We start from the raw sequence: 23726 nt of genomic DNA, 5'->3' as shown, positions 1-23726 counted from the left end.
TGTTCGCGGCCTTGCCCCTCACCCGGCCTCTCCCCGCAAGCGGGGAGAGGCGTGGAGATGCGGGCCTTCATCGACACTACGGACCGCCACGCTTCTCCCGCTCCCCGCAAGGCGGGGAGAGGGTTGGGGTGAGGGGCGAAGCCGCGCGCACTTTGGCTTTCATGGCTAGAACATCTCCGCCGTAAGCGACATCATCGTGTCGGCGCCGGTGACGATGCGCGCCAGCCGCAGGCCCGTTTCCGGCTGCATGCGCTCCATGTAGAAGCGCGCGGTGACGAGCTTCGCGTCCATGCGCGCAGCCTGATCCGGCTCGCGGGCCTTCCCGTCGATCGCCGCGGCGGCGATCCGCACCCACATCAACGCCAGCGCCACCCGGCCGAGGAGGTGCATATAGTCGTATGACGCGGCGGCGGCGTTGTCGGGCTTCGCCATGGCGTTCTGCATGAGCCACATGGTGGCCTTCTGAAGATCGCCGAGCGCCGCCTGCGCCGGCTGGACGAAGGGCTTCATCGCCTCGCGGTCGCCGTGCACCTGCAACAGTTCGGCGCCGTCCTTGAAGAAGGCCATGATGGCGCGGCCGCCATCGCGCGGCAGCTTGCGGCCGACGAGATCGAGCGCCTGAACGCCATTGGCGCCTTCGTAGATCATCGTGATGCGCGCGTCGCGGACGAACTGCTCCATGCCCCATTCGCGAATGTAGCCATGCCCGCCGAACACCTGCTGCGCCTTCACGGCGTTGTCGAAGCCGACGTCGGTGAGCACGCCCTTCAGCACCGGCGTCATCAGCCCGAGACGATCCTCCGCCGCCTGACGCGCCGCCGCGTCGTTTGAGCGATGCGCCACGTCGCTGTCGAGCGCGGCGGCGAGCGTGAGCCCGCGCGCCGCCTCGTTGAACGCCTTGATCTCCATCAGCATGCGGCGCACGTCCGGATGCACGATGATCGGATCGGCCTTTTTGTCCGGCTCCTTCGGCCCGGTCAGCGCGCGGCCCTGCAGCCGCTCCCTGGCGTAGGCGAGCGCGTTCTGATAGGCGACCTCGGATTGCGCGAGCCCCTGGATGGCGACGCCGAGCCGGGCCTCGTTCATCATGACGAACATGGCGTTGAGGCCGCGATTGGCTTCGCCGATGAGGAAGCCCTGGGCGCCGTCGTAATTCATCACGCAGGTGGCGTTGCCATGAATGCCCATCTTCTCTTCGATGGAGCCGCACGAGACGCCGTTGCGCGCGCCGAGCGAGCCGTCGGCGTTGACGAGAAACTTGGGCGCGAGGAAGAGCGAAATGCCCTTCACCCCCGCCGGCGCGCCCTCGATGCGCGCGAGGACCAGATGGATGATGTTCTCGGCGAGATCATGCTCGCCGGCCGAAATGAAAATCTTCTGCCCGGTGAGCGAATAGGAGCCGTCGGCGCGCGGGACCGCCTTTGTCGTCAGCAGGCCGAGATCGGTCCCGCACTGCGGCTCGGTGAGATTCATCGTGCCGGTCCAGCGCCCCTCCGCCATTTTCGGCGCATAGAGCCGCTTCTGTTCGTCCGAGCCATGCGTCAGGAGCGCCGCGAGCGCGCCCTGCGTGAGCCCCGGATACATGGCGAAGGCCATGTTCGCCGAGGACGCATATTCGCTCATCACCGTCGACAAGGCGAAGGGCAGGCCCTGTCCGCCATACTCCTCCGGAACCGGCAGACCGATCCAGCCGCCCCCCGCATAGGCCTCGAAGGCCGCCTTGAACCCGGCGGGCGTCGTCACCGAGCCGTCCGGGTGGCGGCGGCAGCCATTGGCGTCGCCCGACTGATTGAGCGGGGCAAGCGCTTCCTCGCAGAGCTTGCCCGCCTCGGACAGGATTTGCGCCATCACGTCCGGCGTGACGTCGGCAAACCCCGGCAGCGCGCCGAAGCGCTGGACCTGCAACACGTCGTTGAGCAGAAAAAGAGTGTCGTCGACGGGCGCTCTGTAGCTCGGCATCGAATTCTCCCCAAAAATCGACCTGCGGCCGGCGCGCGCCGTCCGCGTGAGACGCCGTTCGCGTCTTAGGTAGAGAGGGGGCGAGAAGCGCGCAATAGGGGGTTGAACATGGCTCAGGCCCTTTCAACCTGCGCGCGCATCCTTTCCCCAAACAATGTCACGGCGCTGGCTAACTGTCTGTTTCTCAAGCTCTGACAAAACTTACCGGCGCCGGCGGCCGTTAACCCCCTGTTTACCGTCCACAACGAAATTCAGCCTTGGAGCCGGCTCGGCGCTTGAATGGTTAACGCGACGTTCGCATAAGTTTAAGGTTAAGTTAAAGCCTGATTCGCGCGTGCCTGTGAATCGGTTTCCTGGAGTTCTTCTCGAGCCATCCGCCAGACGGATTCGCCGGACACGCACATGACCAAGGCTCTTCCCCGAAAATATCGCGGACAGGACGCAGAGGCGCGCAGCGCCGCTCGCGCCGAGGCCCGTCGCTCGGGAAAGCGCCTCGGCGCCTGGCTGGATGACGCGGGCCGCGAGGACGAAGACGCCTTCGAGGACGACGACGCCGACGACGCGGAGCGCGTCGAGGCCGCCGCCCGTCGTCTGGCGCGGCCGGGCGGGGGCGAGCCGCGCCGGCGGCGGGACGAGGACGAGCCGCCGCGCCGCTGGCGCGACGAGGCCAAGGGCCGGCCGCGCCGCCAGCGCGACGATTTCGACGAGCAGCCGCGCCGGTCCCGGGAGGAGGGGCGCAACGAGCGCCGCCGCCGCGAGGAGTTCAGCGACGCGCCGCCGCGGCGCCGGCATGCGGACGAGGACGCGCCGCGCCGTTGGCGCGACGAGGCGGAGGATATGCGCGCGCCCTTGCGCGCACGCCGCGATTCCCGTTTCGACGCGGACGAGGAGATGGACGACGACGGATCGCGTCGGGGCGGGCGGAGGCTCGGCGCCTCCTGGCGCGGCCTTGCCGGATTTGAAGACCCGGTCGATCCTGAGGCGATCGTCGCCGATGCGGCGGCGATCGTCGGGCGCCGCATCGCGGAGAGCGAGCGCCACACCGCCCGCGCGCTCGACAATCTCGCCGGGCTCGTGGAAGACGGCGCGCGCAGCCGCGAGACGGCCGAAGAGGGGCTCGCCTTCCTCGCCCGGCGCCTGGGCCGCATCGAATCGCGCCTGGCCGAACAGCCCTCGGCCGGGGACAGCGTCCGGCCGATCCGCTCGGCGCTGGCGCGGCTCGAATCGCGCCTGGAGCGCCTCTCGGGGGCGGATCGCGTCGCCCATGTCGAGGAAGCGCTCGATGGGCTCGACCGGCGTCTGGCGGACATCGCCAGCCGGCTGGACGCGTCGCAGGCCCGCGAACGGACCGGTCCGCCGCCGGCTCCCGAGGCGCCGGCGCCTGCCCGACCCGAGCCTCCGCGCCGGCCCGAGTCCTTCGCGCGCCGTCCGCTGGAAGAGTCCGTCGCAGAAATCGCGCGCCGCCAGCGCGCGCTCGACGCCGTGGAGGCGCCGGCGGCTCCCCCCACGCCATCCCGCCCGCCAGCGCCCGCGCCGGCCCGCATGGAGACGGCGGCGCGCATGGAAACGCCGGCGCGCATGGAGGCGCCGGAGCCGGCTCCCTCCGCCAAACATCTCGCGGCGGTCCACGCGCGCCTCGATACGATCGCCCAGCAGCTCGAGACGGCGCGTCGGGACGCGTCCGAACGCGCCGATCACCATCTCGTGGTGATGCGCCAGGTCGAGGCGCGGCGCCGCGATCTGGCGGAGATGGCGGGCGCGATCGTCGAACTCGCGCCACGCGCCTCCATCGCCTCCATCGAGACGGCGCTGCATCATCTGTCGCGCCGCATCGAGACGCAGCGCGACCAGGGCGTGGCCGAGGATCTGCTGGCGCCGGCCGAGCGGATCGCGGGCGAATTGCGCATCGCCATGAAGGAGCTCGACCCGAGCCCGCTCGTGCGCAATCTGCACGCCGACGTGCAGGCGATCGGGCGGCGCCTCGACGCGCTTCAGCAGCCCGGCGCGATCGACCCGGCGGCCGTCGAGCTGCTGGTCGGCCAGACGGCCGAGATTCGCACGCAGCTCGCCGGTCTCGCCGCGCGGCCGCTGCCGCTCGAAAAGATCGAGGCGCGGCTCGTCGACCTGACGCAGCGCGTCGAATTGCTGACCCGCGCCGCCGGCAACGCGGCCAAGGCCGCCGTCGCCTTCGACATGGGCGAGGTGGCGCGCTCCATCCGCGCCATCGTGGCGGAAGAAACGAGTTCGAGCTTCGACACCTTCAGCGGCCGTCTGGAGACGCTGGCCGCCAAGCTCGACGGCGTGGTCGCCGAAGCCGGCGCCAAGCGTTTCGACGAAATCGGCAAGCGGATCGACGACCTCGGCCACAAGCTCGCCACGCGCATCGCCGCCAGCGCGGCGCAGGCGCCGCCGCCGCTCGACACGTCGTCGCTCGAAAACCTCGTCGCGGGCCTCGCGAAAAAGCTCGACACCGCGCTCGATCACCCGCCGCACGCGCCGGTGATCGAGGAGATCGGCCGCAAGCTGGAGGCGCTCGAAACGCGCCTTCCCGATCAGCGGCTCGGCTTCGAGGAGATCGGGCGCAAGCTCGAGGCGCTGGAGACGCGCCTGCCGAATCCGGAGACCGGCTTCGCGGAGATCGGCAAACGGATCGGACGCATCGAGAGGCGCCTTCCCGACCCGGCGGCGGCCGAGTCGATCGCGCGCATCGAGGCGGCGCTGGCCAGGCCGCAGGCCGACCAGCGCTTCGCCGATCTGGCGCAGCGCATCGACGGCGTGCGGGAGACTCTGGCGCAGAAGCTCGAACAGGGCGCGGCGGTCCCCAAGCCGGAAATCGGCGCGATCGAGAAGCTCGTGCGCGGCCTCGACCGCAAGGTCGAAACGGCGCTGGCGGCGAGGGCCGCGGCGCCGGACATGGAGCCGATCCGCAGCCAGCTCGAGCAATTGTCGCAGAAGGTCGACCGCCTCGACGATCCGAGCACGAACAGGCTCGGCGCGCTGCTGACGGCGCCGACCGAGCATCCCAAGCTCGACGAGATCGCGTCGCGGCTCGACCATATGCAGATGGCGCTGGCGCGGCGCCCCGACGACGGCGCCCGCGTCGAGGCGCGCCAGGCCGAGCTGACCGACCTCGTCGAGCAGCTTGCCGCGCGCATGAATCAGGCGGTCGATCCGCGCGGCGACGCCGAGGCGCTGAGGGCGCTCGAGCGGCAGATCAGCGCCCTCTCGCAACGGCTCGACCGCAGCGACCATAACGGCGCCGCGCTCTCGGCCGTCGAGGAGAAGATCGGCGCGCTCGTCGCGCAGATCGAGGAAACCAAAACCGCGACGACGCTCGCCGCCGAGGAGGCGATTCGCCGCGCCACGCAGGATATTCTGCGAGAGGCGAGCCCCGACGCCGAAGCCCTGCGCGCCGCGATCGAGCGCGAGCTCTCCGACATCCGCAACATTCAGGACGAAAGCGGGCAGCGGACCCATGAGACGCTGCTCGCCGTGCATGAGACGCTGGAGCGCGTGGTCGACCGGCTCGCCATGTTCGAGGACGAGCTGACCGAGATCCGCGCCGCGCCTCCCGCCCCGGCGATCGTGCGGCCTCCCGTCGCACGGCCGCCGAAGCCGGTGGAGATGGAGCGCGCGCCCGAGGCGGCGCCGCTGGCGCCTCGCGCCGGAGCGCCGGACCCCGGCGATCTGACGGAGATCCTCTCGGCGGCGTTCGGGCCGCAGCCGGCGACGGATCGGCCGCAGACCGCCGAGGCCGCCGTCGCGCCCGAGGCCTCCCGGCCGGAATCGGCCCAGATGGACTTCATCGCCGCCGCGCGCCGCGCCGCCCAGCAGGCGGCGCGCGACGCGCAGGCCGCCGAGCGCGCCCATATGGCCCGCCGCGCCGCCACGGTGGCGGAAAACGCCGCCGGGGGCGAAGCCCGATCCGCCGGCAAGGCCTCCGGCCTTGCGGCGCTGATCCAGGAGCGCAAGCGGCCGCTGCTGCTCGGCCTGGGCGCCCTGGTGCTGATGGCGGGGGCCTATCAGATCGCGCGCATCGGCATCGACGGCGCCGAGACCTGGCGGCAGGGCGGCCAGCACGCGGAAATCTCGCCCGGAGACGGCGAGGCGACGGCTCCCGCGCCTGCCCCCAAGGCCGACAGGCGGGCTCCCAAGGGCTCCGTCGCGCCGGCCCTTCCCGAGCCCGAGAAGGTGGAGCGGCCGCAGGCCGCCGCGCCGACGCCCGCGCCGACGCCGCGCATGATCGCGCCGCGCGCGGACAATGCCCCGCTCGATAAGACGCCGGTCGGCTCGATCAGCCCCGGCGCGCTCAATCCGCTGTCGCCGCAGGAGGCGGTGAACGTCATCCGTACGCTCGCCGAGCAGGGCAGCGCGGCGGCGCAGTTCGAGCTCGCCCTGCGCTCCGCCGAAGGGCGGGGCGCGCCGCGCGATCCGAAGGCGGCGGCCCAGTGGTTCGAGAAAGCCGCCGCGCAAGGTCTCGCGCCGGCGCAATACCGGCTCGGATCGCTCTATGAGAAGGGCGTCGGCGTGGAGCGCGATCCCGCCCGCGCGCGCAAGCTGTATCTGTCCGCGGCGCAGGCCGGGAACGCCCGCGCCATGCACAATCTCGCGGTGATGCTCGCCGAAGGCGGCGACAACGGCAAGCCGGATTACGGGGCCGCCTCGGAATGGTTCCGCAAGGCCGGCGAGGCGGGCGTCCGCGACAGCCAGTACAATCTGGCGATCCTCTACGCGCGTGGTCTCGGCCTGCCGCAGAGCCTGACGCAATCCTATGTCTGGTTCGCCGCCGCCGCCGCCCAGGGCGACGCCGATGCGGACAAGAAGCGCGAGGAAGTCGGGGCGCGGCTGGATTCCAGGGAGCTGGCCGCCGCGAAGGCCGCCGCGGCGGCGTTCCGCGTGAAGGAGCCGCCGCGCGAGGCCAATGAAGTCGCGCCGCCCGCCGGCGGCTGGGAGAACATCCGCCTCCCGACATCGGGGCCGAAACCCCCGTCGCGGCCGAAAGTCTCCATGATTCGAGATGGATCGGGGTGAAGCCGTCACGTTTTCGCCGCGCATTTACGATTCATCGACCATCTGACCGCTAACGTCGCGATGGGAAAGGTTTTCAACAGGCCCCGTCGCCTTTTGGGAGAGTTTGAGATGCGCAAGACCCTTGCCCCGATCCTCGCTGTTTCGGCGATCGGGGCCCTGACGCTGTCCGTCGCGCCGGCGCGGGCGGACTCGGCCGGCCCGGCCATCGCCGCCGGCATCGGCGGCTTCGCGCTCGGCGCCATCGCTGGCGGCGCGCTGGCCCAGCCGGCGCCGCCGCCGGTCGTCTATGTCGAGCCGCCGCCGCCCCCGCCGCGCTGCTGGACCGAGCGCCGCCCCGTGTTCGACGAATACGGCAACGTCATCGGCTCGCATCCCCGCCGCGTCTGCGATCAATATTGATCGTTTCCGACATGCGTCGGACCGCCGCGGGCGGCCCGACGCATGGGTGGCACGTCGGTTGCTCTTCTCTCGCTGCAGGTTTCCAAACGGCGAAGAGAGACGAAATGACCAGCATTGCCAACACCGCCTTCAAGATCCTCGAGGAACAGGGCCGCCTTCTCAACGCGGTCCTCAAGGGTCCCACGGAAAAGCCGGGCCGCTATGGCTTCCGTGGCGAACTGGCGCTCATTTTCGCGGACCAGTTCGCCGATGAAAAACGCCCGCCGGAGCGCTCGGTCGATCAGGTGATCGCCATCGCCCATGTCGGAGAACCGACAATTCCGTTCTTCGCCTGTTATCTTCATTCCTTCGAATGGCTGACCACTCTGGCCGAGGTGACGAAGGGCCTGTTCACGCCCGAGGGGAAGTATTTCATCTTCTGCAACAACATCGACCTGCTGTCGAAATATGAGGTCGAGATCGACGGAATCACGTTCAACGTGCTGCCGATCGACGAGGCGACCGTCTACAACGAGCTGCTGGAGCTGCTCTATCTCGACAAGGGCGACCTCAAGAAACTCTCCACGGCCGGCAAGACCGACGCCGTCGCCGACGCCGCGCTGGGCTTCAACCAGAAATTCGACGTCATCAGCTATGCGCAGGGCGTCGAGCGCATGGGGCCTGTGCGCAACCGGAACGCCAATCGGCCGGTGTAGCCGCGAGACCCGGGAGTCGCGCGGCCAAAGTAAAAAAAACACTTTCCTGCGTTATCGTGAGCGCATGAAGGCGAATCATCTGACCGCGGCTGTCGCCGCGCTTCTCCTCTTCGTGGGCCCGGCCCGCGCGGAATGGTCAAACTGTCTGTCGGGTCTGCGCCAGGCGGCCGCGGGGGCGGGCGTCAGTCACGACGCGATCGCCTCCGCGACAAACGGGCTCGAGCCCAATGACGCCGTCAGCTTCATGGACAAGCAGCCGGAGTTCACGACGCCGGTGTGGGATTACGTCGCCGGCCTCGTGGATGAGGAGCGCGTCGAGGAAGGGCGCGCGATGGTGCAGAAATACGGCCATGCGCTGCACGCCGCCGAGAGCCGCTATGGGGTCGACCCGGCGACGGTGGTCGCCGTCTGGGGCGTCGAGTCGGATTTCGGCAAGAGCTTCGGGAAGCGCCCCGTGGTGCAGTCGCTGGCGACGCTCGCCTGCGAGGCCCCCCGCCGCAACGACTACTGGCGCAAGGAATTCGTCGCCGCGTTGAAGATTCTCGACGCGGGCGACATCCGGTCCGACGAATTCATGGGCTCCTGGGCCGGCGCCTTCGGCCATACGCAGTTCATGCCGTCGACCTTCCTCGGCACGGCCGTGGATCTCGACGGCGACGGCCGCCGCAACATTGCGAGCTCGGCGGCGGATTCGCTGGGCTCGACCGCCAATTTCCTGCGCAAGAGCGGCTGGCGCTCCGGCGAGACCTGGGGCTTCGAGGTGCGGCTGCCGGAGAATTATTCCGGCCCGACGGGGCGCGGGCGCAAGCAGCCCATGTCCTTCTGGGAGTCGCGCGGGATCACGCGGCTCGATGGCGGCGGGCTGGGGGGCGGTTCGGCCGGGCTGCTGCTGCCGGCGGGACGCAACGGCCCGGCGTTTCTCGTGACGAGGAACTTCGACGCGATCTACGCCTATAACGCCGCCGAATCCTATGCTCTGGCGATCTGCGTGCTGTCGGACCGGCTGCGCGGGCGTCCCGGCATCCAGACGCCCTGGCCCACGGACGATCCTGGCCTGTCGCGCGCCGAGCGGCGCGAGTTGCAGGGGCTGCTGATCCGCGCCGGCTATGACGTGGGCGACCCCGACGGCGTCATCGGGACCAAGACCAAGGAGGCCATCGCGGATTATCAGAGCCGCGTCGGCCTGCCGCGCAACGGCCGCGCCAGCCTCAAGGTGCTGAAGGCGCTGCGCGGGGGGTAGATCCGTCCGGCGGGGAGCGGGTCTCGTCGGAGTTGACCGTCTCCAGACGGCAGACACCCCCTGCCTTCGCGCCTTGCCCCTCACACTCTCCCCGCGCGCGGGGAGAGGGGAGTGAAATTGAGCAGGATCGGCGTCGGACGCGTGTTACCCCTCCTCCAGCGCCGCCAGCAGCGCGGCGAGATCCTCCGGCAACTCGCTCTCGAACATCATCTCCTCGCCGGTGACCGGGTGCTCGAAACCGAGCGTCGCGGCGTGGAGCGCCTGCCGGCCGAGCGCCTCCACGGCCGCGCGCGCCGGTTCGGGAAGCTTGGCCGCCTTGGTCTTGAAGCCCGCGCCATAGGTCGAATCGCCGATCAGCGGATGGCCGATATGGGCGAGATGCACGCGAATCTGGTGGGTGCGCCCGGTCTCGAGCTGGCAGCGGATCAGCGACGCCACTCCGAAATCGGCGACCTTCTCCCAATGGGTGATGGCCTCCCGCCCCCGCGCTTCCGGCACGACCGCCATCTTCTCGCGCTGGATGTTGTGGCGCCCGAGATGGGTCTCGATCGTCCCATGGGCGCGGTCGGGAACGCCCCAGACGAAGGCCAGATATTCGCGCGTGAGCGACAGGGTGCGGCCGTGATCGGCGAACAGCGCCGAAAGGCCGTGATGGGCCGCGTCGGTCTTCGCGACCACCAGCAGGCCGGTCGTGTCCTTGTCGATGCGATGCACGATTCCCGGCTTCTTCACCCCGCCGACGCCGGAGAGACTATCGCCGCAATGGGCGATCAGCGCGTTCACCAGCGTGCCGGTCTCGTGCCCGCTCGCCGGATGCACCACGAGGCCCGCCGGCTTGTCGATGACGATGAGATGCGCGTCCTCGAAAACGACGTTCAGGGCGATGTCCTCCGCCTGCGGCTCGGCGGGCTCGGGCGGCGGCACGTCGAGCGTGACCATGTCTCCCGGGGCGAGCTTTTTCGCCGGGTCGAAGACCGCCGCGCCGCGCAGGGCGACGCGTCCCTCCTCGATCAGGGCCTTGAGCCGGCTGCGGGAGAGATGGGCCTCGACAAGCTCCGGCCGCTCGGCAAGGTAGCGATCGAGCCGCGCCCCGGCCGCGTCCTCGGCGACGGTGAAGGCGAAACGCGTGGCGCCGCCTGCGTCCATTTGCTGCATATCCTCGAAGCTCATTTAAAGTTTTCTTCCGCTTAAGGGAGCGCTCGTGCTAACTGAGCGCTCCGAAAAACGCCGATAGAAGCGTGACCTGAGATGGGACAGAGCCATCCGCCTCTCGCATTCGTCGCCGCCGCTCAAGTGGAGGCCGCTGACATTAACGACGCCGCCACTCCATTTTGCGCCGTGATTGGAGCGGGACCCGCCGGGCTGTTCGCGGCCGAAGCTCTCGCCCGCGCCGGCGCGCGCGTGATCGTTTATGAGCACAAGCCGAGCCCCGCGCGCAAATTTCTCATGGCGGGACGCGGCGGTCTCAATATCACCCACAGCGAAAATCTCGAACGCTTCATCGCGCGTTACGGCGCCGCCGCCCGGCGCATCGGCCCCGTCATCCGCGCCTTTCCGCCCCAGGCGCTGCGCGATTTCTGCGCTGAACTGGGCGAATCGACCTTCGTGGGATCGAGCGGGCGCGTCTTTCCGGCGAGCTTCAAGGCGTCGCCCCTGCTGCGCGCCTGGCTGGCGCGGCTGGCGGATCTTGGCGTCCGCATCGCCACGCGCCACGCCTTTCTGGGCTTCGCCGGGCAGGGGGCGCTGCGGCTGCGCGGCCCTGACGGGGCCGAATTCACCCGCCCGGCGCACGCCGTCGTGCTGGCGCTCGGCGGCGCCTCCTGGCCGCGCCTCGGCTCCGAGGGCGGCTGGACCGGCACGCTGCGCGAGGCGGGCGTCGCGGTGACGCCGCTCGCCGCGGCCAACAGCGGCGCGGTCATCGACTGGAGCCCGATCTTCAGGGGCGACTTCGAGGGCCAGCCGCTCAAGACCGTGCTTCTGCGCCATGGCGACGCCACCGCGCGCGGCGATGTGGTGATCACGCGGGCGGGGCTCGAAGGCGGGCCGGTCTACGCCCTCTCGTCCCGGCTGCGCGAGGCCGCGGCGGAGGCCGGGCAAACGACGCTCCGCCTCGATCTGCGCCCCGACACGAGCGAAGCCTGTCTGATTCGCAAGCTCACGCGCCGTCCGCCCAAACAATCGCACGCCACCTTTCTGCGCCGCGCCGGTTTCTCGCGGGCGGAAATCGGCCTGCTGCGCGAGGCGCGGCCGGAGGGCCTGCCGCGCGACGCCGAGGCGCTGGCGGCGCTGATCAAGAACGCGCCGCTCACGGTCGCCGGCGTCGCCGGGCTGGAGCGCGCGATTTCGACCGCCGGCGGGGTCTCCTTCGAGGAAGTGGACGACGGTCTGATGGTCATGAAGATGCCGGGCGTCTTCGTCGCGGGCGAGATGCTCGACTTCGACGCGCCCACCGGCGGCTATCTGCTTCAGGCGGCGTTCGCCACCGGCCTCGCCGCCGGCAGGGGCGCCGCCCGTTATCTCGGCCTTCTGAAGGATGACGCTCAGGCCGGCTTGTCGCCCAGCCACTTGCCGAATTCGCGCGCGCCAGAGGCGTCGAACAAATACAGGCTGTAGACTTCCGGCTCGCCCATCTCCATGCCGGGCGAGCCCATCGGCATGCCCGGCGCGGCCAGGCCGACCGCCTTGGGGCGCTCCTTCAGCAATTGCGCAATGGCCTGCGCGGGCACGTGGCCCTCGATGATGTAGCCGTCGAGTTCGGCGGTGTGGCAGGAGGCCATCTTCTCCGGCACGCCCAACCGCGCCTTGATCGCCTTCATGTCCGGCTCGTTGATTTCCTCGATCACATAGCCGGCCGCGCGCATGTGCTTCGCCCAGCCGCCGCAGCAGCCGCAGGTCGCGCTCTTGTGGACGATCATCTTCTTCGCGTCCTCCGCCTGCGCTGCGCCGCAGGCGAGCGCGCCGGCGGCCGCGCCGAGAAAGCAGAGGGTCTGGCGGCGCGAGAGGGGGTGCTGCATGGGTTATTCCCGTTGTGGAGATCAGAGGCCCGCGTGCTGCGGCGATTCCTCTTCATACATGCGCATTGCGCGGCCCGAGGCAACGCCCCTGTCCCTCCCCCGCTTCGTAAGGAGAGGGGACGGGGAGGGGGCGGCGCCCGTTCTCCCATTGCCCGCCGCCTTTGGGCGGATTAGCTTTCCCTCATGTTCGAAGCAAAATTCCAATCCTTCGCCGACGCCTCCTCGTCTCACGACAGCGCCGCCCGGCTCGCCGCGCTGCGCGCCGAACTCGCGCGCCAGACTCTCGACGGCTTTCTGCTGCCGCGCGCGGACGCGCATCAGAACGAATATGTTCCCAGGAACGCCGAGCGGCTCGCCTGGCTCACGGGATTCACCGGTTCGGCGGGCTTCGCCGTCATTTTGCAAAAAGAGGCCGCCCTCTTCGTCGATGGACGCTATGTGCTGCAGGCGCCGCAGGAGATCGACGGCAGGCTGTTCGCGTCGATCGACATCGCCGAAACGGCGCCCGCCCAGTGGCTCGCCGCGCATGCGCGCGAGGGCGCCCGGATCGGCTATGACCCCTGGGTGCACACAAGCGGCCAGATCGAGCGCTTCGCCAAGGCGCTGGAGAGCAAAAAGATCGAGCTTGTCGCGCTCGACGCCAATCCGATCGACGCGTTGTGGACGGACCGGCCCGCCGAGCCCATGGGCGCGATCGTCGTTCATCCGCCGCGCTACGCCGGCGCGGCCGCCGCCGCGAAGATCAAGACTTTGCGCGCCGGTCTGAACGGCGCCGACGCGGCGCTCATGTCGGACCCGCACGCCATCTGCTGGGCCTTCAACATTCGCGGCTCGGACGTCGCGCATACGCCCATCGCGCTGTGCTTCGCCCTCCTGCCGAAGGAGGGCGCGCCGGCCCTTTACGCCGACGACGCCAAGCTCGACCAGAAGACCCGCGCCGCGCTGGAGAAGTTTCTCACCCTGCGCGCGCCCTCCGGGTTGCTCGGCGATCTGGCGCAAGCCGGCCGGCGTGGCGAGACCATCCTGTTCGACGCAGCGACCGCGCCCGTGAAGCTCGTCGAGACCTTGCGCGAGGCCGGCGGCAAGCCGCGCGTCGCGGATGACCCCGCTTCGCTGCCCAAGGCCGTCAAGAACAAGACGGAGCTTGCCGGCGCGCGCGAGGCGCATATTCGCGACGGCGCCGCGCTGACGCGCTTTCTCGCCTGGTTTTCCGAAACGGCGCCAAAAGGCGGCCTCACTGAAATCACCGCCGCCGAGGCGCTCGAAACCTTCCGTCGCGAGACCGGCGCATTGCGCGACATTTCCTTCCCGACGATCTCGGCCTTCGGAGCGCATGCGGCGATCCCGCATTATCGCGTGACCGAAAAGAGCAATCTGCGCATCGGCAAGGGCGTCTATCTCGTCGACAGCGGCGCGCAATATCTCGACGGCACCACGGATGTGACGCGAACCGTCTGCGTGGGCCGCGCGTCAAGACAGTTGCGCGATCATTTCACGCGCGTGCTCAAGGGGCATATCGCCATCGCGCGCGCGGTCTTTCCAAAGGGCGCCACCGGCGCGCAGCTCGACGGCTTCGCACGCCGCTTCCTGTGGGAGGCGGGCCTCGATTTCGATCACGGCGTCGGGCATGGCGTCGGCTCCTATCTGTCCGTGCACGAGGGGCCGCAGCGCATTTCCAGGGTCGGCGTGACGCCCCTGCGGCCGGGCATGATCCTCTCCAATGAGCCCGGCTATTATCGCGCGGGCGAATATGGGATCAGGCTCGAAAATCTGGTGATCGTCGAAAGGCGCGACATCGCCGGCGCGGAGCGCGAGATGTATGGCTTCGAGACCATCACCCTCGCGCCTTTCGATCTCGCTTGCGTGGAGCCGAAGCTGATGAGCCCGGAAGAGTCCGCCTGGCTCAACGCCTATCACGCGCAGGTGCGCAAGACGCTTTCTCCGCTCGTCGACGCCAGGACGAAAAAGTGGCTGCGGGAGGCGACGCGGGCGATCTGAGCGGCGGGATCGGCGTCGATCCCATGCGCATGCTGCTGATGCGCATGGGCGCTCGACGCCGCTGGCGGCGTGTCAGAAACCTGTCAGGCCGGTCGGCGTCCCAAGGCCCGTCGGACCATCATAGCCCGAGCCCCCGTTGCACAGATAATAGGTGGACGACGTCGAGGCGCCGCAGGAACTGGTCGACGTCGCATTCGAGCCGCTGATCACGTCGTTGAAGGCGGTCGTTCCCCTGAGACGATAGAGCGCGCAGGCAGGATAGCTCGACGAGCAGGTCGCGCTTGTCGCGGGAAGCGCTCCGGCCAGCCCATACAGGCCAGCGATGATCGGGGCCGCGACCGACGTCCCGCCGAATTGATACCAGGCCGCGCCGCCGGTCGTGTTCGTCGGTGCGTAGACCGCGACGCCCGTGGCGGGATCGGCGACCGCCGCAATATCGGTCACGGTCCGTTTCGAGCATCCGGTATCGGTCTGCCAGATTTGTTTTCCGAAAACCTGGCTGCATCCGCTTCCCGAGCCCGACCAGACCGTCTCCGTGAAGCCGCGCGCGGACGCATCGCCCTTCAGACTCGTTCCGCCCACGCCGATCACGTAGGAAGCGGACGCGGGAAACTGCACGCCATAGCCGCTGTCGCCGGAGCTGGCGACAACAGCGGAGTTCGGATGATTATTATAATAGCTGGTCGCGATCGACGTCGTGCCGGATTCCGAACCGCCATAACTGTTGCTGATGGCGATCGCCCCGAGCGTGGCCGCCCGATTCACCGCGGTTCCAAGACTGGTGTAACTGTTGGTCGTGGACTGCACGAGTGCGATCTTGCAGCATGGACACACCGCCGACACCATGTCCAGATCGAGCGCCTGCTCCTGAGCCCAGCCGAGATTCTGGGCGGGGTACGACGTGCCGCCGTTCTGATTGTATTTTCTGAAGCACCCATTCGCAGTCGTGCACGCGGGCAGACCATAGGTCGAACGATATTTGGCGAGGTCCGCTTCCGCGCTGGCATATCCGTAGGCGTCGACGATGGCGACCAGGGGGCCAAAGGACGTGCAGCTGGTCGGCGCCGGCCCGAGGCCATAGGCGGCACGAATGTCAGTGACCCCGTAGGGCGCCGCCGACGTCGTGGCGTTTGGCGTCGGCGCCGCGTTCGGGCTCGCCCCGGCGCCATTTTGCGGAACCGTGAAAGGGGAGAAGACCTGCCCCCGGCGCTTGCGTTCAGGCGGCGACACGTCATCGGTGCGGGCCGCGCCCGCCTGATCGGTCACGACATGAGAATGGCAGTTCGCCTGACCCGCGGGCGCCGTTCCCGCGCACACCTGCCGATGGAAGATTCCGCCGGAACTGAAAATCTGGCCGGGAGAGACTGTCTGGGCGGCGACCGGCCCTCCGGTGAACGCGGCTGAAAGAACAAGCGGCAGCGCCCACCGAATCAGACGTATGAAACCGTGCATCATTCCCCCTGGCCTTGCTGGCGAAACCTCAGCAGCATGATCTGATTTGAGCGGACGGGTCCGCTTTGCAGGCGCGGCGCCGACAGGCCCCGCGTCAGTCTCTTCTTCAGACGCTCTCAATCAGTCTTGCGCATCCGGCGTCGGATTGCGGTCGCCACAGGTGATCAGCTCTTTCTTGCCAATCCGTTCATCGAAAAGCGCAAAACGCGCATCTCCGAAATCTTCGCGGCGGCGTCCATGCTGTCATGCAGTCATCATCCCTGCGTCACGAAGCCTCTATCGAACCGTCACGCAAACGCAGTCGCAGCGTCGCGAAACCGCAGCGCAACGCGCCTAGCCTCGGGTCATGGCGTTTACGACAGACATCGCGGCGAAGCTGACGCGCGACGCGTCATCCTTCCCGCAAGACGGCCGTCCGGCCGCGCGGCTTCAAAGGCTCCTCGACGCCGATCTCGCGGCGGTTCATCTGTTCTCGCGCACGGCGCGGCCGAAGGCGACGCGGCTGCTCGCCATCGCGATCAGCAAGCTCGGCAATGGCTGGATCTATCTCCTGTTGCTGCCGGCCGTGTTCATCGGGCTGGGCTGGCGGAGCTGGCCTGTCGTGCTGCTCGCCGCCGCCAATGCGGCGCTGCTGCACATCCTGTATCCGATGATCAAGCGCCGCTTCAGCCGCATGCGGCCGTTCCATGTCGACCCCCGCCTGCCGTCGCTGCTGAAGACCCTGGACCAGCACTCTTTCCCCAGCGGCCATGCGATGACCCTGACGGGCGTGCTGGCGCCGATCGTCCTCGCCTGGCCGGCGATGACCGTCTCGGCGGCGGTGCTGGTTCTGTCCATGGCCTGGTCGCGCATCGCGACCGCCCACCATTACCCCAGCGACGTCGTCGCCGGCGTGGCGCTGGGCGCGGCGGTGGCTTTCCCGCTGTCGCGCTACGCGCTGGCGTTCCTCTGAGAGCGGCCGGCGCGCGCCGCGCGCCAGCCTTTAACGCGCGTTACTTCTTCTCTCCGCGCGCGGCGCGGCGGGCGAGGGTGCGCAGGCGTAGGGCGTTGAGCTTGATGAAGCCTTCCGCGTCGCGCTGGTCATAGGCGCCGCCCTCCTCGAAGGTCACGAGGTCCTGATCATAGAGCGACCAGGGGCTCTCACGGCCGACGAGCGTCACCGAGCCCTTGTAGAGCTTCAGCCGGACCCGGCCGGTCACATGCTGCTGGCTGTGGTCGATCGCCGCCTGGAGCATCTCGCGCTCGGGCGAGAACCAGAAGCCGTTGTAGATGAGCTCGGCGTAGCGCGGCATCAGCTCGTCCTTGAGATGCGCCGCGCCGCGGTCGAGCGTCAGGCTCTCAATGCCGCGATGCGCGATGAGCAGGATCGCGCCGCCGGGCGTCTCATACATGCCGCGCGACTTCATGCCGACGAAACGGTTCTCGACCAGATCGAGACGCCCGATCCCGTGCAGGCGGCCGAGATCGTTGAGCCGGGCGAGGAGCGCGGCCGGCGTCAGCGCGGCCCCGTCGACGGCCACCGGGTCGCCCTTCTCGAAGTCGATCGTCACATATTGCGGCGCGTCCGGCGCGTCCTCGGGATTGCCGGTGCGGGAATAGACGTAATCGGGGGTCTCCTGCGCCGGGTCTTCCAGCACCTTGCCTTCCGACGAGGTGTGCAGAAGATTGGCGTCGGTGGAGAACGGCGCCTCGCCGCGCTTGTCCTTCGCGATCGGAATCTGATGCGCCTCGGCGAAGGCGATGAGATCGGTGCGCGAGACGAAATCCCACTCGCGCCAGGGCGCGATCACGGTGATGTCGGGATCGAGCGCGTAATAGCCGAGCTCGAAGCGCACTTGATCATTGCCCTTGCCGGTCGCGCCGTGGCAGACCGCGTCGGCGCCCATCCTGCGGGCGATTTCGATCTGCTTCTTGGCGATCAGCGGACGCGCGATCGAGGTGCCGAGGAGGTAGAGCCCCTCATATTGCGCATTGGCGCGAAACATCGGGAAGACGTAGTCGCGCACGAATTCCTCGCGCAGATCCTCGATGAAGATGTTCTCCGGCTTGACGCCGAGCAGGAGCGCCTTCTCGCGCGCCGGGCCCAGCTCCTCGCCCTGGCCGAGATCGGCGGTGAAGGTGACGACCTCCGCGCCATAGACCGTCTGTAGCCATTTGAGGATGATGGAGGTGTCGAGGCCGCCGGAATAGGCGAGGACGACTTTCTTGATGTCTTTCTTGGTGCGGGTCATGTCTGGCTCGGGGATGGGCGCCTGGGTCGGCGCCGTTATAAACCGGCCGCCGCAGCGCGCAAGCCGCCTCCGCCCCGCCCGCTCCGGGGCGGTCGCGCAATCTTAACGATTGTGCTTCAGCTTGCACTCGGCCGTAAGGCGAAGGTCTCGTCTTTCCGTGCATGGGCGACTAAAATGTCTTGCATGAGCACTCATCCGCCGCACGCCACGGCCAAAACCCCGGGGATGACCCCGGCGCGCCAGCGCGCGCTCGACATTCTCACCCAGGCCGGCCGGCCTGTCGGCGCCTATGAGATGATCGATCTGATGGCCGACGCCGACGGCAAGAGGCCCGCGCCCGTCTCCGTCTATCGCGCCCTCGCCTTTCTCCTCGATCACGGGCTCGCGCATCGGCTCGAATCCAGAAACGCCTTCGTGGTCTGCGGCCATTCGCATGGGGCCGAGGAGCCGGTCGTCTTTCTGATTTGCGAACAATGCGGCGAGGTGAAGGAGGCTACCTCCGCCGGCCTGGCGCGGGAGTTGGCGGCGCTGACCGCCGAAGCCGGTTTCAACGCGCGCACCCGCGTCGTCGAAATCGCCGGCCGCTGCGCCCGTTGCGCGGGCGCCTGATTCCATGACCGGACCGCATTCCGCGCCGCCGGCCGCCGCGCGCCATATGCTGCGCGCCCTGGTCGCTCTCACCCTCATCCTTGCCGCGAGCCTCGCGATCGCGGGGCCGAAATATCCGCAGCTGACCGGCCGCGTCGTCGATCAGGCCGGCGTCATTCCGGAGGCGACGCGGGCGTCGCTGACCACGAAGCTGAAGGACCTCGACGACAAATCCGGCATCCAGCTCGTCGTGGCGACAATCAAGTCGCTGGGCGACGCCGACGTCGAGACCTACGCCAACGGCCTCTTCCGCTACTGGAAGCTGGGCGAGGCGAAGAAGAACAATGGCGTGCTGTTTCTCGTCGCGCCCACTGACCGCAAGATGCGCATCGAGGTCGGTTACGGCCTCGAAGGCACGCTGACCGACGCGCTGTCGAAGGTCATCATGGCCACGGCCGTGGCGCCCAAGTTCAAGAGCGGCGATTTCGGCGCCGGCATTGAGCGCGGTGTCGACGCGGTCATCGAGGTGCTGAGCGGCGACTCCGCCGAATGGGTGAAGAAGGTCCCGCCGCCGCCCTCGCTCTTCGACGAGCTGTTCCCGCTCATCATTTTCGCGCTGTTCATCTTCATCTTCATCATGATGGTGCGGGACGTCGGGCGCCCGGCCTCCTATCGCACCTATCGCCGCGGCGGCCCGCCGGTCATCGTGCCGACCGGCCGCGGCCGGGACTGGGATGATTTCGGCGGCTCCTCCGGCGGCTCGTCCTGGAGCGGCGGCGGCGGTTCGGACAGTTTCTCCGGCGGCGGCGGCTCGTCGGGCGGCGGCGGCGCTTCGGGGGATTGGTGATGCGGCTCACGACGCAGGATCTGGATTGCATCGTCGACGCCATCGGCCGCGCCGAGCAGCGCACCTCCGGCGAGATTGTCTGCGCGCTGGCCCGCCGCGCCTCCGATTACGCCTATGTGCCGCCGCTCTGGGCGGCCTTTTTCGCGCTCGTGTCGCCCTGGCCGCTGGCTGTCTTCACCGACATGTCGGCCAAGGCGATCTACGCCGCGCAGATCGCCGTCTTCGTCGCCTCGGCGCTCATCGTGTCCTGGCCGCCGATCCGGCTCAAGTTGACCCCCAGACTCGTGAAAAAGCGCCGCGCCGAACGCGCGGCGGTCGAGAAGTTCTTCTCCCACAATGTCGCTGGCACGCGGGGGCGCACGGGCGTGCTGATCTTCGTCTCCTTCGCCGAGCGCTACGCCCGCATCATCGCGGACGAGGGGCTGGACGGCAGGATCTCCGACGCCGAATGGCAGGCCGCGCTTGAGCCGATGCTCACCTGTCTCGGGCAGGGGCGCTGCGCCGAGGGCTTCGTCCTCTCCATCGACGCCTGCGCAGGGCTGCTGGCGCGGGTGGCCCCGCCGGCGGGCGAGGGGGATGAGTTGCCGAACCGCATCTATCTGAGCTGAGGGGCTCTGCGGCCCTTGAGCCGACGATCCGCCGCCCCGATGACGCGGCCACGATCCGCCCCGTCCCGCGACGCGGGGACGGCCGGGAGGGGGCGATTTGCCGCGTCAAGCCTTTTCTATTCCCTTCCCGGCCCGCCTCCTGTAAAAGGCGCTGCATCGCAACATAGCCGCCGCCCTCGTCCGCGCCCGTTCACGCCTGCGGACCGGTTCGCGGCTGTTTCTTTGAAAGCCGGCCGGTTCCATGCAACTGCGCAATATCGCCATCATCGCCCACGTCGACCACGGCAAGACCACGCTCGTCGACTGCCTCCTGCGTCAGTCGGGCGCCTTCCGCGAAAACCAGCGCGTCGCCGAGCGCGTCATGGACTCGAACGACCTCGAGAAGGAACGCGGCATCACCATCCTCGCCAAGGCGACCTCCGTCGTCTGGCGGGACATTCGCATCAATATCGTCGACACCCCCGGCCACGCCGATTTCGGCGGCGAGGTGGAGCGCATCCTCTCCATGGTGGACGGCGCCATCGTGCTCGTCGACGCGGCCGAAGGCCCCATGCCGCAGACCAAATTCGTGGTCGGCAAGGCGCTCAAGATCGGCCTGAAGCCCATCGTCTGCGTCAACAAGGTCGACAAGCCGGACGCCCGCGTTCAGGAAGTCGTCAACGAGGTCTTCGACCTCTTCGCGGCGCTGGACGCCACCGACGAGCAGCTCGATTTCCCGATCATCTACGGCTCGGCCAAGCAGGGCTGGATGGCCGAGGAGCCGGATGGTCCCAAGGAGGACATGGCGGCGCTGTTCGATCTCGTGGTGAAGCATGTGCCGCAGCCCAAGGTCGAGGAGGGCGGGTTCCGCATGCTCGGCACGCTGCTGGAGGCGAACCCCTATCTCGGCCGCATCATCACCGGCCGCGTCTTCTCCGGCAGCGTGAAGCCCAATCAGCCGGTGAAGGTTCTGGATCGCACCGGCAAGGTCGTCGAACAGGGCCGCGTGTCCAAGATTCTCGCCTTCCGCGGCATCGAGCGCCAGCCGATCGACGAGGCGGAAGCCGGCGACATCATCGCCATCGCGGGTCTGGAGCAGTTCAACGTCGCCGACACGCTCTGCGCGACCGATGTGAGCGAGCCCCTGCAGGCGCAGCCGATCGATCCGCCGACGCTGTCCATGACCTTCCTCGTCAACGACAGCCCGCTCGCGGGCACGGAGGGCGACAAGGTCACGAGCCGCATGATCCGCGCGCGCCTGTTCAAGGAGGCCGAGGGCAATGTCGCGCTGCGCGTGGAAGACGCGCCGATGGGCGACGCCTTCATCGTTTCCGGCCGTGGCGAATTGCAGCTCGCGATTCTCATCGAGACCATGCGCCGCGAGGGCTTCGAGCTCGGCGTGTCGCGTCCGAAGGTGGTGTTCCGCAAGGATGATGACGGCGAGATTCTCGAGCCCATCGAGGAGGTCGTGATCGACGTCGACGAGGAGCATTCCGGCGTCGTCGTGCAGAAGATGTCCGAGCGCAAGGCCGAGATGATCGAGATGCGGCCCTCCGGCGGCAATCGCCTGCGCCTCGTGTTCCACGCGCCGACGCGCGGCCTCATCGGCTATCAGGGCGAACTGCTCACCGACACGCGCGGCACCGCGATCATGAACCGCCTGTTCCACTCCTATGCGCCCTACAAGGGCGAGATTCAGGGACGGCGCAACGGCGTGCTGATCTCCAACGAGCAGGGCGAGGCCGTGGCCTACGCCATGTGGAAGCTGGAAGATCGCGGGCCGATGATGATCGAGCCGGGCTGGAAGGTCTATCGCGGCATGATCGTCGGCGAGCACACGCGCGACAATGATCTCGAGATCAACGTGCTGAAGGGCAAGCAGCTCACCAATATCCGCGCCGCCGGCAAGGACGAGGCCGTGCGCCTCACGCCGCCGATCCGGATGACGCTGGAGAAGGCGCTGGCCTATATCGAGGACGACGAGCTGGTCGAAGTGACGCCGAAATCGATCCGCCTGCGCAAGGCGATCCTCGATCCCAACGACCGCAAGAAGGCGAAGGGCAAGGCGAGCCTCGTCGCCTGACGCCTGCCTGCCTGCGTGACCTCTCCCTCCCCTTTTCATGGGGAGGGATCAAGCTCACGACCGCGCTTACGCCTCCGCCGCCTCGACATGCTTGCGCTCGGCGGAGGCCAGCGCTTCCTGCTCAGAGCCCCTGCGGGAGGCGGCGACCTCTTCCGCGATCCAGGCGTTGCCAAGCTCCCACACGACCGCGAGCACCACCGGGCCGACGAAGAGGCCCGCGACGCCATGCGCCAGCACGCCGCCGATGACGCCGATGAAGATCACCGGGATCGGCGTCGAGAGCCCGTGCGCGAGAATGAACGGCTTCAGCACATTGTCCATGTAATTGACCGTCAGCATGCAGATGGTCAGGGCGATGGCGCCGGGCGTTGACAGCGTCGTCCAGGCCCAGAAGACGACCGGCGCCACGACCAGCAGCGGGCCGATCTGCACGATGCCGAGGACGAGGATGGCGATGGTGAGCAGGCTCGCGCCCGGCACATTCGCCAGATACATGCCGATCGCGCCGATCACCGCCTGCATGAGCGAGAGGCCCATGACGCCGCGCGACACCGCATTGATCGTGGCGCCCGCCAGATTGAGATAATTATGGCCGTTGGTGGGGTCGATCCGCCGGGCGAGGGCGCGCACGCCGACGATGAGTTGCGACGCATAGGCGAGCAGGAAGCCCGAGAGGATCACGGACAGAAGGAATTTCAGCGTGCCGACGCCCGCGTTCCGCACCATGCCGAGCAGATATTCGCCGACCGGCTTGAGCTGCGGCAGGATCTGCACCAGCGCGCTGTGCAGATTGGTGGAGGCGAGCTCCCAGAACGCATGGATCTGCGCGCCGACGAGCGGCAGGTTCTTCACCGCCTCCGGCGGCGGCGGCACGGCGATGTCGCCATTGTCGAAACCGGCGATCAGGCTCTTGATCGGGTCGATGAAGCCGACGCCCATCCATGTCACCGGGCCGATGACGAGAACCAGCGCCGCCACCGTGATGAGCGCGGCCGAGATCGCCGGGCGCCCGCCGATCGCCGTCGACAGACGGTCGAACAGGGGGTAGAGCGCCACGGCGAGGACCACGCTCCAGATGATCATCGCCCCGAAGGGCGCGACGATGCCGAAGGTCCAGTAGGCGAGCGCGCCGATGACGAACAGGCGAATGGACAGTTCGATGAAGACGGCGTTGAAGCGGCGTTCGGCGCCGTTGAAGGTGAGCGGTTCGTCGGTCACGAGGACTGCCTGTTGTGCGCTGCGATGGAGCGAGAGTGGACGCCGGCCCGCGGGCTGGCAAGGGGCGCCGCGCCGGCCTTTGCGGGAATCCGCGAAAAAGCGCGTAAGATGCGGCGGGCGCACATAATATTCATTTTGGCGGCGCCGTGTTCAATCATTTGTATCCGATCCCGCCGCCCCGCGCGTCAGCCTTATACGCTTCCACGTTCCCTCTCCTCGCGCGCGGGGAGAGGGGGGCGGGCCGTCGGCCGATGATGGGCGCGCGCCCATCGCTCAGGCGGGCGCAGAAACCACTCCCATGAGCGCTTGCAAGTGAGCGCGTTTCGACAATCGGCGTGCTTTTCGCTAAGGAAGCGGGAACGCTTCCTGCAACCGAATCGGACG

17 protein-coding genes are annotated in these 23726 nt (G+C 68.4%); 11 read left to right on the top strand and 6 right to left on the bottom strand.

The genetic code is table 11. The features are described 5' to 3' along the window. Positions 1–165 precede the first annotated feature (165 nt). On the bottom strand, positions 166–1959 hold the full coding sequence (locus ACR652_RS17165; protein ID WP_434507698.1) for an acyl-CoA dehydrogenase C-terminal domain-containing protein: 1794 nt from the start codon (positions 1957–1959) through the stop codon (positions 166–168). 402 nt (positions 1960–2361) lie between these two features. On the opposite strand from ACR652_RS17165, the gene ACR652_RS17160 reads away from it, so the two are divergent. From ACR652_RS17160 to ACR652_RS17145, 4 genes are all read left to right on the top strand, one after another. After that, entirely contained in the window at positions 2362–6990 is a 4629-nt protein-coding gene (locus ACR652_RS17160) for a peptidoglycan-binding protein (RefSeq protein ID WP_434507697.1), read from the top strand. Between the two features lie 108 nt (positions 6991–7098). Continuing rightward, positions 7099–7389, top strand: coding sequence for a hypothetical protein (locus ACR652_RS17155; protein ID WP_434507696.1), 291 nt, complete (start codon positions 7099–7101; stop codon positions 7387–7389). A gap of 104 nt (positions 7390–7493) precedes the next feature. After that, on the top strand, positions 7494–8084 hold the full coding sequence (locus ACR652_RS17150; RefSeq protein ID WP_434507695.1) for a hypothetical protein: 591 nt from the start codon (positions 7494–7496) through the stop codon (positions 8082–8084). 64 nt (positions 8085–8148) lie between these two features. Next, entirely contained in the window at positions 8149–9324 is a 1176-nt protein-coding gene (locus ACR652_RS17145; RefSeq protein ID WP_434507694.1) for a lytic murein transglycosylase, read from the top strand. Between the two features lie 144 nt (positions 9325–9468). Here the strand turns inward: ACR652_RS17145 and ACR652_RS17140 are convergent, their stop codons facing one another. Beyond that, on the bottom strand, positions 9469–10494 hold the full coding sequence (locus ACR652_RS17140; protein ID WP_434507693.1) for an RluA family pseudouridine synthase: 1026 nt from the start codon (positions 10492–10494) through the stop codon (positions 9469–9471). Positions 10495–10572: 78 nt separating this feature from the next. On the opposite strand from ACR652_RS17140, the gene ACR652_RS17135 reads away from it, so the two are divergent. After that, positions 10573–11937 (top strand): NAD(P)/FAD-dependent oxidoreductase, encoded by a 1365-nt coding sequence (locus tag ACR652_RS17135; protein ID WP_434507692.1) that lies wholly within the window; start codon positions 10573–10575, stop codon positions 11935–11937. Here ACR652_RS17135 and ACR652_RS17130 read toward each other — a convergent pair. After that, positions 11865–12338: a DUF411 domain-containing protein gene (locus tag ACR652_RS17130; protein WP_434507691.1), complete on the bottom strand. Its 474-nt coding sequence runs from the start codon at positions 12336–12338 to the stop codon at positions 11865–11867. The two genes, ACR652_RS17135 and ACR652_RS17130, sit on opposite strands and share 73 nt — an antisense overlap. 183 nt (positions 12339–12521) lie before the next feature. Between ACR652_RS17130 and ACR652_RS17125 the strand changes: the two genes are divergently transcribed. Continuing rightward, positions 12522–14336, top strand: coding sequence for a M24 family metallopeptidase (locus ACR652_RS17125; RefSeq protein WP_434507690.1), 1815 nt, complete (start codon positions 12522–12524; stop codon positions 14334–14336). A gap of 72 nt (positions 14337–14408) precedes the next feature. On the opposite strand, the gene ACR652_RS17120 is transcribed toward ACR652_RS17125, so the two are convergent. After that, positions 14409–15791 (bottom strand): S53 family peptidase, encoded by a 1383-nt coding sequence (locus ACR652_RS17120; protein WP_434507689.1) that lies wholly within the window; start codon positions 15789–15791, stop codon positions 14409–14411. Positions 15792–16134: 343 nt separating this feature from the next. Between ACR652_RS17120 and ACR652_RS17115 the strand changes: the two genes are divergently transcribed. Further along, complete coding sequence (locus ACR652_RS17115; RefSeq protein WP_434507688.1) at positions 16135–16740, top strand: phosphatase PAP2 family protein; 606 nt, start codon at positions 16135–16137, stop codon at positions 16738–16740. 40 nt (positions 16741–16780) lie between these two features. Here the strand turns inward: ACR652_RS17115 and ACR652_RS17110 are convergent, their stop codons facing one another. Further along, on the bottom strand, positions 16781–18019 hold the full coding sequence (locus tag ACR652_RS17110; RefSeq protein WP_434507687.1) for an argininosuccinate synthase: 1239 nt from the start codon (positions 18017–18019) through the stop codon (positions 16781–16783). 183 nt (positions 18020–18202) lie between these two features. Here ACR652_RS17110 and ACR652_RS17105 point away from each other — a divergent pair, with 183 nt between their 5' ends. The 4 genes from ACR652_RS17105 to typA all read left to right on the top strand — a co-directional run bounded on the left by ACR652_RS17105 (position 18203) and on the right by typA (position 22124). Continuing rightward, complete coding sequence (locus ACR652_RS17105; RefSeq protein ID WP_434507686.1) at positions 18203–18628, top strand: transcriptional repressor; 426 nt, start codon at positions 18203–18205, stop codon at positions 18626–18628. A 4-nt stretch (positions 18629–18632) separates the two neighbouring features. Then, positions 18633–19454 (top strand): TPM domain-containing protein, encoded by an 822-nt coding sequence (locus ACR652_RS17100; protein WP_434507685.1) that lies wholly within the window; start codon positions 18633–18635, stop codon positions 19452–19454. Next, positions 19454–20062 carry a TPM domain-containing protein gene (locus ACR652_RS17095; protein ID WP_434507684.1) on the top strand — a complete coding sequence of 203 codons (609 nt, stop codon included), beginning with the start codon at positions 19454–19456 and terminating at the stop codon, positions 20060–20062. Before ACR652_RS17100 ends, ACR652_RS17095 begins: the two co-directional genes overlap by 1 nt. 241 nt (positions 20063–20303) lie before the next feature. Further along, on the top strand, positions 20304–22124 hold the full coding sequence (typA, locus tag ACR652_RS17090; protein ID WP_434507683.1) for a translational GTPase TypA: 1821 nt from the start codon (positions 20304–20306) through the stop codon (positions 22122–22124). A 66-nt stretch (positions 22125–22190) separates the two neighbouring features. On the opposite strand, the gene ACR652_RS17085 is transcribed toward typA, so the two are convergent. Beyond that, entirely contained in the window at positions 22191–23342 is a 1152-nt protein-coding gene (locus tag ACR652_RS17085; RefSeq protein ID WP_434507682.1) for an AI-2E family transporter, read from the bottom strand. Positions 23343–23726 lie beyond the last annotated feature (384 nt).

This window comes from Methylocystis sp. (assembly GCF_051061225.1).
Classification (GTDB): Bacteria; Pseudomonadota; Alphaproteobacteria; order Rhizobiales; family Beijerinckiaceae; genus Methylocystis.
This window is presented reverse-complemented; position numbering and strand designations above follow the sequence as displayed.